We start from the raw sequence: 15009 nt of genomic DNA on the forward strand, positions 1-15009 counted from the left end.
GCCCCCGACCGGGCCCCGGCTGCGACCCACGTGCGGTCCCGCACCATCACCCTCGCCATGCTGGCGGCCGTCGGCGGGTCGCTCGCGGTCGCGCTGGGCGCCCCCGTGGCGACGGCGGTCATCGGTCTGATCCTCTTCGGCGTCCTGCACAACCTGCTCGAGATCCGCTACGTCTTCGGGCGCTTCTCCGACGTCCTTCGCCGCCCCTTCCTCGACCTGCTGCTGGCACTGACCACGGGCATCGTCGTGTGCCACCTCCTGGCGAGCGTCGTCGGCAGGCCGGCCGCGATTGCGGAGATCGTGCTGTGCTACGCCGTCCTCGCCGCCGCTGTGCAGCAGGTGCTGGACGGAGGCCGCCGCGTCACGGGCTGGGTGGTCCTCGGCGTGGCGGCGGTCGTGTCGCTGACCTTTCCGGCCTACCACTTCGTCGTGCTCGCGCACCTGCACCAGGTCGTGCCGCTCTTCTTCCTCTGGGATTGGTCGCGTCGCATCGGGTCTCGGCGCGGACGCCGGGCGTTCCGCGCCGTGCAGGTGCTGTGGGTCGTCGTGATCCCCGCGGTCATCCTGCTCGGGCTGCCGGACGGCTGGCTCGCGGCCGACCCGGGCATCGTGCACAGCGTGGTGGGCGACGGGCGGACGGTCCTCGCGGCGAGCGCACCGCCGGACGCCGCCACGGCGGTGGTCGGCATGCGCCTGCTCGCCGTCTTCGCCTTCATGCAGACGATGCACTACGTCGTCTGGGTGGCCCTGCTCCCGCGCGTCGCGCCCGACGCGTCCGCCGCCTTCGAGGCGCGAGTGCCCTGGGCGTCGGCGCCCCGGCTGTGGGCCGCCGGCTTCGTCGCAGCCGCGGTCATGGCCGTGCTCTTCGGCCTGCACTTCGCGCAGGGCCAGACGGTGTATGCCGCCCTCTCCAGCTATCACGAGTACCTCGAGCTTCCCGTGCTGCTGGGGCTGCTCGTCGGCGTGCGCGCCCTCGCGTGACACACAGTGGACAAAGGGTCTTGCCTGCTGCTTCGCAGTCGTCGTACGGTCGAGTCATCGAACCCGAAGGGAGGTGATCCGAGAAGTGATTTCTTCCGGAGCGTGTGAGGTGGCCACGCGATAGCCGCGTCCCCCATCCACACCCATGGATGAAGCAGGGCAGCCCGATCCTTCGGGCTGCCCTGTTCCGCGTCCAGGCCCTTCGCCGCAGGTCAGCCCGGGCTCAGGGCTGGAGGCGCCCCATCGTCCACGAGTCTGGCTCGGCGAGGTCGCCGTCACCGGTGCGGTGGAAGACGATGCGGTCGTGCAGGCGGTTGCGGCGGCCGGCCCAGAACTCCACCTCGTCACAGACGATCCGCCACCCGCCCCAGAAGTCGGGCACCGGCACGTCGTGCTCGCCGCCCCGGTCGGGGAAGCGCTCGAGCACCTCTCGCCACCGGCGTTCCAGCTCGGCGCGGTCGCCGGCCGGTCGCGACTGGTCCGAGGCCCACGCCGAGAGCCGCGACCCGTAGGGACGGGAGTCGAAGTAGGCGGCCACCTCGTCCCGGCCGACCGGCTGCGCGGTGCCGCGGAAACGGATCGCACGGTAGATGGCCGGCCAGGTCAGGGCCGCCGCGATGCGCGGGTTGGCCTGCAGGTGCCGGCTCTTGGCCGACTCGAGGTTCGTGACGAAGCCCGGCCCCCGCTCGTCGAAGAACCGCATGAGCACGGTGCGTACGTCCGGGGCGCCGGTCGGGTCGACCGTGGCCACCGACAGGGCCGTCGGCTCCGGGACGTCGTCGCGCTCGTCAGCGGCCGTGACCGCGGCATCGACCCAGGCGCGCGCCTGCAGGTAGGGGGAGGCCGCCACGTCGGACTCGACGAGCCCTTCGCCGGAGTAGTCGACGCGGCGCACCGTCGCGATGCCGTCCGAGGGTGGGGTGTCCATGGGCCCAGACTAGGCTTGAGCCGACAAGGCCCGCGCGGACGTCAGGCCACGGCGCGCGCGGATCTGCGACAGCCCCGGCGACCGGGGCGCTCTGAGGAGTCACACCATGGCAGGCAAGCGCAAGCTCGTCACCCAGACCGTCAAGCTCGGCATCAAGTACGGCCCGCAGATCTGGGTCGCCACCCAAGCGCTGCGCGAGCCGGCCAAGGAGGCGGCCAACAAGGCGATCTCGAGCGAGCGAGCTCGTCGCCAGGCCATGGCTCACGCCAAGTCGCTCGCCGACGGCAGCATCCTCAAGGTCTACAAGGGCGACACTGCGCACTGGGTCGTCTTCAGCGGCGACGAGGCGGTCGGGGCACATCCCGAGACCGACATGCTGCTCCCGACCCTCGTCGAGAGGGCCGACCTGACGAAGCGGATCCGGCCCGACGACAAGGTCAGTGCCACCGCCCGCGCCAAGGACGCCGCCGCCGTGGCGCTGCGCCGGGCGAAGCCCAACCAGATCAACTGACGCCTCGCCCCTGTGTCACTGTCTCGCTGGGCGGAGCAGAGACACGGCGCCCGCCAGGAGTTCCGACCTGCGACGGCACCGGGCCGCTCAGTCTGCGACGGTGATGCCCAGCTCGAGCGCCAGCGCGTCGGCCAGGTCGATGACCTGGGGGCGGCTCATCGTCGCGCCCCTGAGGCCGGCCAGGCCGACCGGCGAACGCAGCATGGCGCCGGAGAGGTCGAGCCCGGCATACCTCCCGCGGCCGAAGGTGGGCGTGACGAGGGTGCACCCCTCGAAGGTGAGTCCGTCGACGGTCGCCTCCTGCAGGTCGAGCTCGACGACGACGCAGTCGATGAACGCGACGTCCTTCAGGCGGGCGCCGCGCAGGTTGAGGAAGTCCACCTTCCCTCCGCGCACCGTCACGTCGCGCCACGTGGACCCCCAGGCCGACACCGCCGCCAGCCGGCAGCCCTCGATCACCGTCTCGACGAGACTCGCCTCGGCCAGGGTCAGGCCCACGCCGCCGACCCGCTGCCACTCGCACTCCGACCACCGCGACCCCTCGAGGTGCGCCTCGTCGAGGGTGCCCCCGATGACCGAGCACTCGAGGAAGCCGTGCCCCTCGGCGTGTGCCCCGGTGAAGTCCGTGCCCTCGAAACGCACCCCGTCATGATGGGAGTCCCGAGTGCTGAACACGGGGTCACGAAAGACGGTCTGGTCAGCGGCTGACGGCATACGGTGAGTCTGTCAGCCAGGACCGACGGCCACGCTCCCCGTCGATGGCTGCGGCCTCCACACCGCGGTGGTACCGCCTGCACAGCAAGGACCGAGATGGCAGAGAGCACGCCCGACCCCGACTTCAAACCCGGACTCGAAGGCGTCATCGCCTTCGAGTCGACCATCGCCGAGCCGGACAAGGACGGTGGGGCGCTGCGCTACCGCGGCGTCGACATCAGCGACCTCGTCGGCCACGTCGACTTCGCCCACGTCTGGGGCCTGCTCGTGGACAACGAGTTCGACCCCGGGCTCCCCCCCGCCGAGCCCTATCCCCTGCCCGTGCACACCGGGGACGTACGCGTCGACGTGCAGTCCGCGCTCGCCATGCTCGCGCCGGTGTGGGGATTCAAGCCCACGCTCGACATCGATGCCGACGAGGTCCGTGACAACCTGGCCCGGGCGGCCGTCATGGCGCTGTCGTTCGTCGGCCAGTCGGCCCGCGGGCTCGACAAGCCGATGGTGCCCCAGCAGGAGGTCGACAAGGCCCGCACCATCACCGAACGCTTCATGATCCGCTGGCGCGGCGAGCCCGACCCGAAGCACGTCGAGGCCGTCGACGCGTACTGGGTCTCCGCCGCCGAGCACGGCATGAACGCCTCGACCTTCACCGCGCGGGTGATCACCTCGACCGGCGCCGACGTCGCCGCGGCGCTCTCGGGCGCCGTCGGCGCGATGTCCGGGCCGCTGCACGGCGGCGCGCCCTCGCGCGTTCTGCACATGCTCGACGGCGTCGAGCAGGAGGGCGACGCGACGGCATACGTGAAGGGCGTGCTCGACCGGGGCGAGCGCCTGATGGGCTTCGGGCACCGCGTCTACCGTGCCGAGGACCCGCGCGCCCGCGTCCTGCGTTCGGCCTGCGAGCGCCTCGGCGCCCCGCGCTACGAGGCGGCCGCCGCCCTCGAGAAGGCGGCGCTCGACGAGCTGCACGCCCGCCGGCCCGACCGCGTCCTGGCGACCAACGTGGAGTTCTGGGCCGCCGTCATCCTGGACTTCGCCGAGGTCCCGGCAACGATGTTCACGCCGATGTTCACGTGTGCGCGCACCGCCGGCTGGTCGGCCCACATCCTCGAGCAGAAGCAGACCGGGCGGCTGATCCGCCCCTCGTCCCGCTACATCGGCGAGGGGCCACGCAAGCCCGAGGACGTCGCCGGCTGGACGCCCGGCATCTCCCACTAGGCCCAAGGCTCGTGCCCCGCGGGAGGATGTGGGCGTCCACACACCGGGCAACGATGTCCACGGAATGGGCAGGTGGGGTTCAATGGCCGCGGTGACAACGGCGTCATCCGCCATCAACACGTCCGCCACCTGCTCGTAACGTGGCCGCACTTCCCAAGGTGAATCCGTGACCGAAGCACCCGCCGTGACCCAGCCCATCACCATCCCGGCCGAGCTCCTGCCCGCCGACGGACGGTTCGGCTCCGGACCCTCCAAGGTCCGCCCCGAGCAGCTCGACTACCTCAACTCGCTCGGACGCACCGTGCTCGGCACCTCGCACCGCCAGGCGCCGGTCAAGAACCTCGTGGGCGAGGTCCGCACCGGACTGCGCGACCTCTTCTCCCTTCCCGAGGGCTACGAGATCATCCTCGGCAACGGCGGCTCGACGGCGTTCTGGGACATCGCCGCCTTTGGCCTGGTGCGCGAGCGCTCGCAGCACCTGGCCTTCGGTGAGTTCTCGAGCAAGTTCGGCAACGTGACGAAGGCCGCTCCCTTCCTCGGCGACCCGACCATCGTCAAGGCCGACCCGGGCACGCTCGCGACGCCCAACGCCGAGGCAGGCGTCGACGTCTACGCGTGGCCGCACAACGAGACGTCGACCGGCGTCATGGCCCCCGTCCAGCGCGTCGAGGGCGCCGACGACGACGCGCTCGTGCTCATCGACGCCACGTCCGGGGCCGGTGGCCTCCCCGTCGACATCACCCAGGCCGACGTCTACTACTTCGCGCCGCAGAAGTGCTTCGCCTCCGACGGTGGCCTCTGGCTCGCTGCCTTCTCCCCCGCCGCGCTCGCCCGCGTCGAGGAGATCGCCGCGACCGGCCGCTGGGTGCCCGACTTCTTCAGCCTGCCGACCGCGATCGACAACTCGCTGAAGAACCAGACCTACAACACCCCGTCGGTCAGCACCCTGGCCCTGCTCAACAGCCAGCTCCAGTGGATCCTCGGCAACGGCGGCCTCGACTGGGCGACCTCGCGCACGAAGGACTCCTCGAGCCGGCTCTACACCTGGGCCGAGCAGACGAGCTGGACGACGCCCTACGTCGCCGACCCGGCCGCCCGCTCGCAGGTCGTCGGCACGATCGACCTCGACGACTCGATCGACGCCGCCGCGGTCGCCAAGACGCTGCGCGCCCACGGCATCGTCGATGTCGAGCCCTACCGCAAGCTCGGCCGCAACCAGGTGCGCGTCGCGATGTTCCCGGCCGTCGACCCCGAGGACGTCACGAAGCTGACCCGGGCGATCGACCACGTGGTGTCCGCGCTGGGCTGAGTCACGCACGACCCGAGAGGGCCAGCTCCCGTATGCCGGGTGCTGGCCCTCTCGCACGTCACCGCACAGCGGCCGTGACCTTTGCCGACGGCGCTCGTTGTGCCGGTCAGACCGCCAACGGGGGCGGATGTCGCATCAAGGAGTCGTCATGGTCCGCATCGTCCGCGCAGGCACCACCGCGCGCCGGGTCGCTGCCGCCGTCCCGGTCATCGCGCTGGCCACGGCCGGCATCGCGTTCGCCGCCACCCGCGGCTCCGATCCGGTCAGCCCGACGTCGGCCATCACCGTGCCCGACCAGGCCATCGCCGAGGGCAGCCCGCTCTACCCCCAGGCTGGTCCTGCGCCGGCGCCGATGCAGCTGCCCCCGATCTACCAGACCTTCACCAAGGACTACGCCCGCGTCGGCGTGCCCACCGAGGCTCGGGGCGCTGTCACCGCCATCGAGTCGCTCGCGCCCGTGCGGCTCGACGCGAACGGCATACCAGCGATGGCGGTCGCGGCCTACCAGCGAGCAGCAGGCGTCCTCGGCAGCATCAAGCCGGGGTGCGGCATCGACTGGGCGCTGCTCGGCGCCATCGGCCGGGTCGAGAGCAACCACGCCCGCTTCGGCGGCAACGTCCTGGACGCCAGCGGCATCGCGCGCCCGGGCATCATCGGCATCCCGCTCGACGGCTCGCGCGGCACGGCCAGGATCACCGACACCGACGGCGGCGCGCTCGACCACGATGCCGTCTTCGACCGCGCCGTCGGCCCCATGCAGTTCATCCCCACGTCGTGGTCGGTGGCCGGCCGCGACGGTGACGGCGACGGCCTCGCCAACCCGCAGAGCCTGACCGACGCAGTGACCGGCGCCGGCGTCCTGCTCTGCTCCGGCGGCACGGACCTGCGCCAGCCGGGCGCCGCCTACGGCGCGGTGCTGCGCTACAACCACTCCGACTCCTACGTCCGCACCGTCCTGTCGATCGCCGACGCGTACCGCCGCGGCGTGACGGTGGTGCCGATGAGCGCGCTCCCCGCCGCCCGCCCGGCCGCCGGCAACGGCACGGCCACGCCCGCGGGCTCCGGCTTCGCGTATGCCGGCTCGCCGGCTCCCCGACCGACGGCTTCGCCGAGCGCTGGCCCCACACCGAGCGCCTCGGCGAAGCCGTCACCCCGGCCGTCCTCCGCCCCCCGTCCTTCCAGCTCGCCCAAGCCCTCGTCGACCGCGAAGCCCGCGCCGAAGCCCGCGCCGAAGCCGCCGCGGCAGCCCTCCGGGATCCCCGTTCCGCTTCCCACGGTGCCGGGCGTGCCGCTGCCGTCGGTCACGGTGCCGCTCCCGTCGGTGACCAAGCTGCCGTCCCCGACCTTGCCGGCCGAGATCGTGCGGCTCCTCGCCCTGCCGCACCTGCCGCTGCTGTCGGGTGACCCCAAGGAGCTCGTCCGCGTCCTCGACCCGCTCAAGGGCAAGGTCGTGTGCGTCCTCGACGACAAGGTCGTCACGTGTCCCACCGGCGGCCTGCTCGGCTGACCCAGTCCGTCTCCGAGGGACGCGCTCCTGGTGGGACGCAGCACGGATGCGGAAGCGGCCGCTCCGAAGGGGACGGCCGCTTCCGTGCTGTCAGTGGCTCAGCGGCTCGCAGTGGTTCAGCGGTTGAGGACCGCGGCGATGACGGCGATGGCGAGGAAGAGCACGAGCGCCGCGACGGTGATGCGGTGGCGGAACTTGAAGCTCACTTCGTCACCTCGGGGGCGGTCGCCACCTCCGGCGCGAGCTGGATGCGCAGCCGGGGCCGGCGCTGGGTCTGGATGGTCACAGCAACATTCTGCCGACGCGAGATCCACAGGGCCACCGCGACCAGGCTGGCGCCCACGGCGATGGTGCCGATGGCGATGGTCCACCGGGGGCCCCAGACGTCACCGATCCAGCCGATCACCGGCGCGCCGACCGGTGTGCCGCCCATGAAGATCGCCATGTAGAGGGCCATCACACGACCGCGCATGACGGGATCGACGCTCACCTGCACCATGGCGTTGGCCGTCGTCAGGGCGGTCAGCGCCGCCAGGCCCGTGGGCACGAGGAAGACGGCGAACATCACGTAGTTCGGCGCGGTCGACAGCAGGGCGGTCGACACGGTGAAGCCGGCGAGCGCGACGAGCAGCACCCGCATGCGCGGCCGTGCACGGCGAGCCGAGAGCAGCGCGGCGGTGAGGGATCCGACCGCCATGATCGAGCCGAGCAGGCCGTACTCGCCTGGCCCCTTGTCGAAGACCTTGGTGGCCATCAGCGCCATCGTGAGCTGGAAGTTCATGCCGAACGTGCCGAGGACGAAGACGAGCGTCATGATCAGCACGAGGTCCGGTCGGCCCCTGACATAGCGAAGGCCCTCACGGATCTGGCCCTTGCCGCGGGCGCGTGGCGAGGGCGTGAGCAGGCTGGCGTTCATCCGTAGCAGCGCGACGAGGACGAAGACGAACGTCGCCGCGTTGACGTAGAGCGCGGGGGCGATGCCGAACCAGGCGATGACGAGGCCGGCGACGGCCGGACCGACGAGCCGGCCGAGGTTGAACGACGCGCTGTTGAGCGCGACCGCGTTGGGCAGGTGCTCCGTGTCGACCATCTCGGAGACGAACGTCTGACGGGCCGGGTTGTCGACCGCCGTCGCGACGCCCTGGATGAAGGCGAGGGCGTAGACGTGCCACAGAGCGACGACGCCGGCGCCGGTGAGCACCGCGAGCAGCAGGGCCGTCACGAGCAGGGCCGTCTGCGTCAGGAAGAGGATGCGCCGCTTCGGGAAGCGGTCGACGAGCATGCCTGCGAAGGGCGCGAGGATCAGGAACGGCAGGAACTGCAGGCCCGTGACGATGCCGAGTGCCGTCGACGAGTGGTCCGTCAGCACCGTGAGCACGAGCCAGTCCTGGGCGACGCGCCCCATCCAGGTGCCGACGTTGGAGACGATCGCGCCAGAGGCGTAGATGCGGTAGTTCGGGATCGAGAGCGAGTGGAACGTGGGGCTCATTCGCTGGCCACCTTGGCCAGCACGGCGGCTGCACGCTGCAGCAGCTGACGCTCGTCGTCGGTGAGCTGCTCGAAGCGCGAGAGCATCCACTCGTCGCGGTGCCGGCGGATCCGCTTGAGGGCCTTCTGCCCTTCGGGCGTCAGTGACAGGATCACCTGGCGGCCGTCGGACGGGTCGTCGGCGCGCGCGACGTAGCCGCGCTCGACGAGGGCGGTGGTCGACCGCTTCATGCTGGGCGCGGAGACGCGCTCGATGTCGGCGAGCTCGCTGTTGGTTCGCGGCGTGCCCTCGAGTCGGGCGAGCACCGAGAACTGGTGCGGGGGCAGCTCACGGTCCGACTCGAAACGGACCCGCCGCGAGATGCGCATGCAGGCCAGTCGGATGTCGTTGGAGAGAGCCACGAGCTCAGCTCTCGAGAGCTGGGGAACCGGGGTCTTGGTACGCAAATGCAGGTCCTCGAAAAGTGCTGTCTTGGGTGATACTTACCTTAACTCATTACCTCGGCTAAGCATTCCCCGACCCTGCGCAGAACGGGCGCGCTGCGAGGACCCGTGGTACGCGTGAAGGCCCCCTCCTGTGCGGAGGGGGCCTTCACGGCATACGCTAGCGGGGTCGCTCAGGTGAACATCGACTGCAGCGGCGCCTTGACGAAGTAGATGACGAAGAAGGCGGCGACGATCCACAGCAGCGGGTGGATCTCGCGGGTCTTGCCCCGCGCCATCTTGACGAGCACCCAGGCGATGAAGCCGGCGCCGATGCCGACCGTGATGTTGTAGGTGAAGGGCATGAGCACGATGGTGAGGAACGCCGGAAGGGCGATGTCCATGTCCTCCCACTCGATGTTCTTCACCTGGGTCATCATCAGGAAGCCGACGATGACCAGCGCCGGCGCCGCGGCCTCCGACGGCACGACCGCGAAGAGCGGCGCGAGGAAGGTCGCCAGGAGGAAGAGAACGCCGGTCACGACCGAGGCGAGCCCGGTGCGGGCCCCCTCCTCGACCCCCGAGGCTGACTCGATGTAGGACGTGTTGCTGCTGATGCCGCCGGCACCACCCGCGATCGCCGCCACGGAGTCGACGACGAGGATGCGGTCGGTGTGCGGCGGGTTGCCGTCCTCGTCGAGCAGCTTGGCCTCGGTGCCGATCGCGACGACGGTGCCCATCGTGTCGAAGAAGTCGGCGAGCAGCAGCGAGAAGACGAACATGACCGCCGTCACGATCCCGATCTTCTCGAACGAGCCGAGCAGGCTGAACTGCCCGAGGATGCCGAGGTCGGGGGTGTTGGTGATCGAGTCGGGCAGCTCCGGCACCGTCAGTGCCCAGGCCGACGGGTTGGTGAGGTTGCCCTGCTTGTCGAACACGCGCGGGCCGATGTGGAAGACCGCCTCGAGGGCCATCGCGAGCGCCGTCGCCGCGACGATGCCGATGAGGATCGCGCCCTTGACCTTGCGGATGAGCAGCACCGCGATGAGGAAGACGCCGACGACGAAGACAAGGGTCGGCCAGCCGTCGAGGCTGCCGCCGATGCCCAGCTCGCTGGGCACGGAGCCCGGCGTCGAGGGCCGGCGGGCGAAGCCCGCGTCGATGACGCCGATGTAGGCGATGAACAGGCCGATACCGACGGAGATCGCGACCTTGAGCGGCCCAGGGATCGCCTTGAAGACCGCCTTGCGGAAGCCGGTCAGCACGAGCACCAGGATGATGACGCCCTCGATGACGACCAGACCCATGAGGTCGGCGAAGGTGATCTTCTCGGCCGAGTGGGTCAGCACCATGCCGGTGATGAGGCCGTTGATGCCGAGGCCGGCCGCGAGCGCGATCGGGAAGTTGGCGACGAGCCCCATCAGGATTGACGTGACGCCGGCCACGACCGCCGTGCCGACCGCGACGAGCAGCTTGCTCCGGACCAGGTCGTCGGTGCCGCCGATCATCGTGCCCGAGCCGTCGACGACGCCCGAGAGGATGATCGGGTTGAGGACCACGATGTACACCATCGTGAAGAACGTGACGACTCCTCCGCGGACCTCGCGGGCGACGGTCGACCCGCGCTCGGTGATCTTGAAGAAGCCGTCCAGCCCGGTTTGGGTCCGGGTGGGCGCTTGGCGTGTATCGGTCGACATTGCGCACATCTTAGTGGTGGCGCGTCGGGCGTGCGTCACCAGACCCTAGGCTGGACGGCGTGACCGACGAGACCACCCCTGACGCGCCCGCCACCTCGGCGCGCCACCCGACACCGCCGGGACTCGCCCAGCCGGTCGAGCCGGTCGAGCCGCTCCACGTGCCCACGCTGCGGATCATCGAGGCAGGGCTCGCCGCCTGGGTGGTCGCGCTCATCGTGCTCATGCTCGTGCCGTCCCTGCACGAGGGCGACCGCAGCTGGTGGCCCTGGACCTGCGTCGCCGGGCTCGTGCTGGGGGGCCTGGGGTGGGCCTACGTACGCCGGGGGCGCGGCAACGCGCGCGGCGCCGCCTGACGGCCCTGCCGCAGGCCCCGAACGCCGACGGCAGCCCGCGCCAACGCCGACGGCAGCCCGCGCCGCGGTTCGGTCGTCAGTCGGTGACGGGGTCGTCCGACCCGTGGGTCTCCTCACCGGCATACGCGCCCTGGCCGGCCTCGTCGCGCTCGTCGTCGCCGTCGCGCTCGTCGGCGTGCCCCTCGTCGTCGTTCGCCCGCTCCGTCGGCTCCACGTCGACGGCGAACTCGTCGACGATCGGGTCACCGACCGGCGTCGGCTCCGGGTGGTCCATGTCGGTCTCGGAGTGCGCGCCACACCCGTGGTCGAGGGTGACGACCCGGCCGTCGGACGGGCTCCACTCGTTCGCGCACACGCCGAACGTCACCCGCAGCGCACCCGCCATCGGCAGGAAGTAGCCGCACGTCGTGCAGTGCTCGGTGGCCTTGGTCGCGATCTCGGCGGTGGGTCCGTGGTCACCGTCGTACCAGCGCATGGCCGCCGACTCGCGCCCCTCCGCGGACAGCACGCGCGGGCGGCCGAGCCCGAGCTCGAAGAAGGCCATCTGGTCGACCTCCTCCTCGCCGCTCGCCTCGAAGCCGTACTCGAGGTTGGGGTCGTCGGGGCGGTAGGGCAGCACGTCGCCGGCGCCGAGGTCGCCGGGAGCGAGCCGTTCGGCATACGGCAGCCACTCGGGAGCCAGGATGGCGTCCGGTCCGGGCAGCAGGTTGGTCTCGCAGACCGTCGCCACCTTGCCCCGCGGCACGCGCGCGACCGTGACGCCCCAACGCCAGCCGCGATAGCCGGGCGACGTGCACTCGAACCAGTGCATGCCGAGGCGCTCCTCGAGCAGGTCCATGCCGAGGTGGGCGCCGATGGTGCCGGGCTCGGCGATCCCCTCGAGGACGGCGCGGGCGAGGTCGGACGCGGTCAGCAGCACGGCGTCCGTCTTGAGGGCGGTGACGGTCATCGGCTCACTTCTCCAGCTCGTCGGCGAGGCCGCGCAGGGCGCGCGCGACGTTCGAGGCGAGCTTGCGGTCGGGGCGGCGTGAGGCGCGGTAGCCCTCACCGACGCCGTCGAGCAGCTGCACGACGTCCTCGATGATGACGACGAGCTCCTCAGGGCTCTTGCGCTCGCGTGCGGACTTGTTGGCGGCCACGGACTGGACGGGGTCGAGCACCTTGACCGACAGCGCCTGGGCGCCCTTGCGGCCCTCGACGATGCCGAACTCGACCCGCACGCCCTTCTTCAGGGTCGTGACACCCTCGGGCAGGGCGTTCGCGTGCAGGAAGACGTCCGCGCCCGAGTCCTCGGAGATGAATCCGAAGCCCTTGTCCGCGTCGTAGAACCTGACCTTGCCTGTCGGCACAGTCCACCTCGTTCAGATCTCGGTCGGCCGTGCGACGACGCGACTCGATGGCGCTCCTTGCGCCCGCGTCCAGCCTAACTGCATCGCGCAACGCGAATTCGCGCACGGCGCAAGCCGACCCCGAGCGTATGCGTTGTGGTCCGGTCACGCAGGGGTGATGCCCCAGGTGCCGGTCCACTCCTGACCCGGCTCGAGCACGACGAGCGCCTCACCGGAGTTGAAGGCGTCGGCGGGGCAGCTCATCGGCTCCACGGCGATGCCGACCTCGCCCTTGCGGTCCTCCGCGATCGCCGTGAACACCTGCAGCCACGGGAAGGCGGCGTCGGCCCAGAGCGTCGTCGACCGGTCGCCGGCCGACACGGTGCACCGCCACATGCCGTCGTCGTCGCGGATGACGTCGGTGTAGGCGGTGTCGAGCCGTGCCCCGTCGATCCGGTGGGCCGAGCGGAAGTCATAGGGCCCTCCGTCGACCGGGTGCTGGTCGGCCGGCAGGAGTCGCTCGTCGACCTCGAGCCAGGTCGACGCAGGGATGCGCAGCTCGATCTCGGGGAGCAGCGTCTCCCCGGTCGCGAGATAGGGGTGGGCGCCGTAGCCGAACGGCGCTGCCGACGGGCCCACGTTGCGCGCCGCGGCCGTGACGACGAGGCCGGTGTCGTCGAGCAGGTAGGTCGTGCGCAGGTCGAGGAAGTGGTCCCAGCCGGGCTGGGGGTGCAGCCGGTAGCCGACGGTGACGCGGTCGCCCTCGAGCTCGACCAGCTCCCACAGCGCCCACCGCACCAGTCCGTGGCTGGCGTTGCCGCGCGGGACCTCCGTGACCGACAGCTGGTGCTCCGTGCCGCCGAAGGAGTAGCGCCCGTCGCGGATGCGGTTGGGCCAGGGCATGAGCTGCTGGCCGCGGCCCGACGCACAGGTCTCGTTCGCGGCATACCCCGCGACGAGGTCGACGCCGTCGCGGGTCAGCGTCCGGAGGCCACCGCCCACCTCGACGACGGTCGCCTCGAACGGCCCGTGGCCGATGCTCCACTGCTCGCCGGTGGGGCACGCGGGGGCGGGCTGGGCGGGTGTCCCGGGAGAGAGCGCGCTCATGGGGGTCACGGTAGCGGGCGCCCCGCCCGAGCGGCTCGGCCGCACGACACTCGGGCGCGAAGCGCCGGCTCGGTGGGCACTAGGTTGGGAGGATGGCCACCTCGAGCCGGAGCCTCGCCGACGACATCCGGGGTCGCAGCGACGCAGGGCTCATCGACCTCGTGCTGGCACGCCCCGACCTCGCGCGCCCGGCCCCGGCCGACCTGACGAGCCTCGCGGCGCGGGCCGGCACCCGGGCGAGCGTCCAGCGCGCCGTGGAGGCTCTCGACCGGGGCCACCTGCAGGTGCTCGAGGCCGTCGTCGTGGCCGGTGACGCCGCCGACCGCAGCACCCTGCTGCGCCTGCTCGGCACCGACGAGGGCACGACCGTCGACACCATCGTGCACGACCTGTGGCGGTCCGCGCTGCTGTGGCGCGGCTCCGACGGCGAGCACGTCGTGCGCACCGTTCCCGAGGTGCTCGGCACGTCGATCGCCGGTCTCGGCGCGCCGATGCGGGAGCTGCGACCCTCGGCGCTGCCCGAGCACGCGGACCCGGAGCGGATCGCCACCGCCGTCGCCGAGGCGCCCGACGACGCGCGCGGGATGCTGGAACGCATGACCTGGGGCCCGGCCTTCGGGGTGCTCCCGACCGGGCAGCCCGGTCGCACGACGGCCCGCTGGCTGCTCGAGCACCACCTGCTCGTCCCGGTCTCGACCGACCGGGTCGCGCTGCCGCGAGAGGTGGGGCTGGTGCTGCGCGAGGGCAGGCTGCACCGCACCCCAGAGCTCACCCCGCCCGACGTCGAGGCGCGGCCCGTCACCCTCGTCGACGCGGCCGCAGGTGGCTCCGCCAGCGAATGCCTGACCCACATCGACGAGCTCGCCGCGGCCTGGGGCGCCGACCCGCCCCGGGTGCTGCGCGCCGGCGGCCTGTCGGTCCGCGACCTTCGCGTCACGCAGACCGCGCTCGACCTCGACGCCGAGCACACCGCCTTCGTCGTCGAGCTGGCGTATGCCGCAGGCCTCGTCGCCGACGACGGCGAGGTCGTGCCCGTGTGGGCTCCCACGTCGGAGATCGACGAGTGGAGCTCCAGCGAGGCCGGGCACCGGTGGGCGGCACTCGCCCTGGCGTGGCTCGCCTCGACGCGGGCGCCCCACCTCGTCGGGCGGCGCAGCACCGGCGCCGGCCCGGCCAACGCGCTCGGCCCGGACGTGCAGTGGCCGGCGATCCGGGCGATCCGCCGTGAGGTGCTGCGCGAGCTCGCCTCGATCGAACCGGGCAGCGCACCGGCGCACGACTCCCTGCGCGGGCGCCTCGCCTGGCGGCGGCCGAACCGATCAGCAGCGGTCCTCGACGGGGCCGTCGAGGCGGTGCTGCGCGAGTGCGAGTGGCTCGGGGTGACCGGTCGCGGGGCGCTGTCCGAGGCAGGACGGGCCCTCGTCGCTCCCCTCCTCCCCCAGCTC

The 15009-nt window shown here is 71.7% G+C and carries 14 protein-coding genes and 1 pseudogene; 7 read left to right on the forward strand and 8 right to left on the reverse strand.

What is annotated here, in order from left to right; translation table 11 throughout:
* Window positions 1-981: hypothetical protein (locus tag AC3WRT_RS19890; protein ID WP_492725033.1), on the forward strand; the 981-nt coding region annotated here is incomplete at its 5' end.
* A 223-nt stretch (window positions 982-1204) separates the two neighbouring features.
* On the opposite strand, the gene pdxH is transcribed toward AC3WRT_RS19890, so the two are convergent.
* Window positions 1205-1909, reverse strand: coding sequence for a pyridoxamine 5'-phosphate oxidase (gene pdxH, locus AC3WRT_RS19895; protein ID WP_492725035.1), 705 nt, complete (start codon window positions 1907-1909; stop codon window positions 1205-1207).
* Between the two features lie 106 nt (window positions 1910-2015).
* Between pdxH and AC3WRT_RS19900 the strand changes: the two genes are divergently transcribed.
* On the forward strand, window positions 2016-2420 hold the full coding sequence (locus AC3WRT_RS19900) for a hypothetical protein (RefSeq protein WP_492725037.1): 405 nt from the start codon (window positions 2016-2018) through the stop codon (window positions 2418-2420).
* An 87-nt stretch (window positions 2421-2507) separates the two neighbouring features.
* Here the strand turns inward: AC3WRT_RS19900 and AC3WRT_RS19905 are convergent, their stop codons facing one another.
* Window positions 2508-3134 (reverse strand): pentapeptide repeat-containing protein, encoded by a 627-nt coding sequence (locus AC3WRT_RS19905; protein ID WP_492725039.1) that lies wholly within the window; start codon window positions 3132-3134, stop codon window positions 2508-2510.
* Window positions 3135-3230: 96 nt separating this feature from the next.
* Between AC3WRT_RS19905 and AC3WRT_RS19910 the strand changes: the two genes are divergently transcribed.
* From AC3WRT_RS19910 to AC3WRT_RS19920, 3 genes are all read left to right on the forward strand, one after another.
* Window positions 3231-4352, forward strand: coding sequence for a citrate synthase 2 (locus tag AC3WRT_RS19910; protein WP_492725041.1), 1122 nt, complete (start codon window positions 3231-3233; stop codon window positions 4350-4352).
* A 184-nt stretch (window positions 4353-4536) separates the two neighbouring features.
* Window positions 4537-5661 (forward strand): phosphoserine transaminase, encoded by a 1125-nt coding sequence (serC, locus tag AC3WRT_RS19915; protein ID WP_492725057.1) that lies wholly within the window; start codon window positions 4537-4539, stop codon window positions 5659-5661.
* A gap of 148 nt (window positions 5662-5809) precedes the next feature.
* A complete protein-coding gene (locus tag AC3WRT_RS19920) occupies window positions 5810-7168 on the forward strand; it encodes a lytic transglycosylase domain-containing protein (RefSeq protein WP_492725043.1) in 1359 nt (452 codons plus the stop codon).
* A 202-nt stretch (window positions 7169-7370) separates the two neighbouring features.
* Here the strand turns inward: AC3WRT_RS19920 and AC3WRT_RS19925 are convergent, their stop codons facing one another.
* The 3 genes from AC3WRT_RS19925 to AC3WRT_RS19935 form a co-directional block, all read right to left on the reverse strand.
* Window positions 7371-8657: an MFS transporter gene (locus AC3WRT_RS19925; protein WP_492725045.1), complete on the reverse strand. Its 1287-nt coding sequence runs from the start codon at window positions 8655-8657 to the stop codon at window positions 7371-7373.
* On the reverse strand, window positions 8654-9058 hold the full coding sequence (locus AC3WRT_RS19930) for a MarR family winged helix-turn-helix transcriptional regulator (RefSeq protein WP_492725047.1): 405 nt from the start codon (window positions 9056-9058) through the stop codon (window positions 8654-8656). Before AC3WRT_RS19930 ends, AC3WRT_RS19925 begins: the two co-directional genes overlap by 4 nt.
* Window positions 9059-9273: 215 nt before the next feature.
* Window positions 9274-10776: an NCS2 family permease gene (locus AC3WRT_RS19935; RefSeq protein ID WP_492725049.1), complete on the reverse strand. Its 1503-nt coding sequence runs from the start codon at window positions 10774-10776 to the stop codon at window positions 9274-9276.
* A gap of 59 nt (window positions 10777-10835) precedes the next feature.
* On the opposite strand from AC3WRT_RS19935, the gene AC3WRT_RS19940 reads away from it, so the two are divergent.
* Window positions 10836-11129, forward strand: a complete 294-nt coding sequence (locus AC3WRT_RS19940) for a DUF2530 domain-containing protein (protein WP_492725051.1) — start codon at window positions 10836-10838, stop codon at window positions 11127-11129.
* 76 nt (window positions 11130-11205) lie between these two features.
* On the opposite strand, the gene AC3WRT_RS19945 is transcribed toward AC3WRT_RS19940, so the two are convergent.
* The 3 genes from AC3WRT_RS19945 to AC3WRT_RS19955 all read right to left on the reverse strand — a co-directional run bounded on the left by AC3WRT_RS19945 (window position 11206) and on the right by AC3WRT_RS19955 (window position 13564).
* Window positions 11206-12078 carry a DUF3027 domain-containing protein gene (locus tag AC3WRT_RS19945; RefSeq protein WP_492725052.1) on the reverse strand — a complete coding sequence of 291 codons (873 nt, stop codon included), beginning with the start codon at window positions 12076-12078 and terminating at the stop codon, window positions 11206-11208.
* Between the two features lie 4 nt (window positions 12079-12082).
* A complete protein-coding gene (locus tag AC3WRT_RS19950; protein ID WP_492725054.1) occupies window positions 12083-12478 on the reverse strand; it encodes a cold-shock protein in 396 nt (131 codons plus the stop codon).
* A gap of 144 nt (window positions 12479-12622) precedes the next feature.
* On the reverse strand, window positions 12623-13564 hold the full coding sequence (locus AC3WRT_RS19955; RefSeq protein ID WP_492725055.1) for an aldose 1-epimerase family protein: 942 nt from the start codon (window positions 13562-13564) through the stop codon (window positions 12623-12625).
* Between the two features lie 92 nt (window positions 13565-13656).
* On the opposite strand from AC3WRT_RS19955, the pseudogene AC3WRT_RS19960 reads away from it, so the two are divergent.
* Window positions 13657-15009: pseudogene (locus AC3WRT_RS19960) on the forward strand (helicase-associated domain-containing protein); the annotation flags it as partial.

This window comes from Terrabacter sp. FW104-15G4B (genome assembly GCF_058790095.1).

Coding starts and splice junctions, on each gene's coding strand:
- AC3WRT_RS19910 (WP_492725041.1), top strand. CDS start 3,231: ATGGCAGAGAGCACGCCCGACCCCGACTTCAAACCCGGACTCGAAGGC.
- pdxH (WP_492725035.1), bottom strand. CDS start 1,909: ATGGACACCCCACCCTCGGACGGCATCGCGACGGTGCGCCGCGTCGAC.
- AC3WRT_RS19925 (WP_492725045.1), bottom strand. CDS start 8,657: ATGAGCCCCACGTTCCACTCGCTCTCGATCCCGAACTACCGCATCTAC.
- AC3WRT_RS19945 (WP_492725052.1), bottom strand. CDS start 12,078: ATGACCGTCACCGCCCTCAAGACGGACGCCGTGCTGCTGACCGCGTCC.
- AC3WRT_RS19935 (WP_492725049.1), bottom strand. CDS start 10,776: ATGTCGACCGATACACGCCAAGCGCCCACCCGGACCCAAACCGGGCTG.
- AC3WRT_RS19905 (WP_492725039.1), bottom strand. CDS start 3,134: ATGCCGTCAGCCGCTGACCAGACCGTCTTTCGTGACCCCGTGTTCAGC.
- AC3WRT_RS19900 (WP_492725037.1), top strand. CDS start 2,016: ATGGCAGGCAAGCGCAAGCTCGTCACCCAGACCGTCAAGCTCGGCATC.
- AC3WRT_RS19920 (WP_492725043.1), top strand. CDS start 5,810: ATGGTCCGCATCGTCCGCGCAGGCACCACCGCGCGCCGGGTCGCTGCC.
- AC3WRT_RS19955 (WP_492725055.1), bottom strand. CDS start 13,564: ATGAGCGCGCTCTCTCCCGGGACACCCGCCCAGCCCGCCCCCGCGTGC.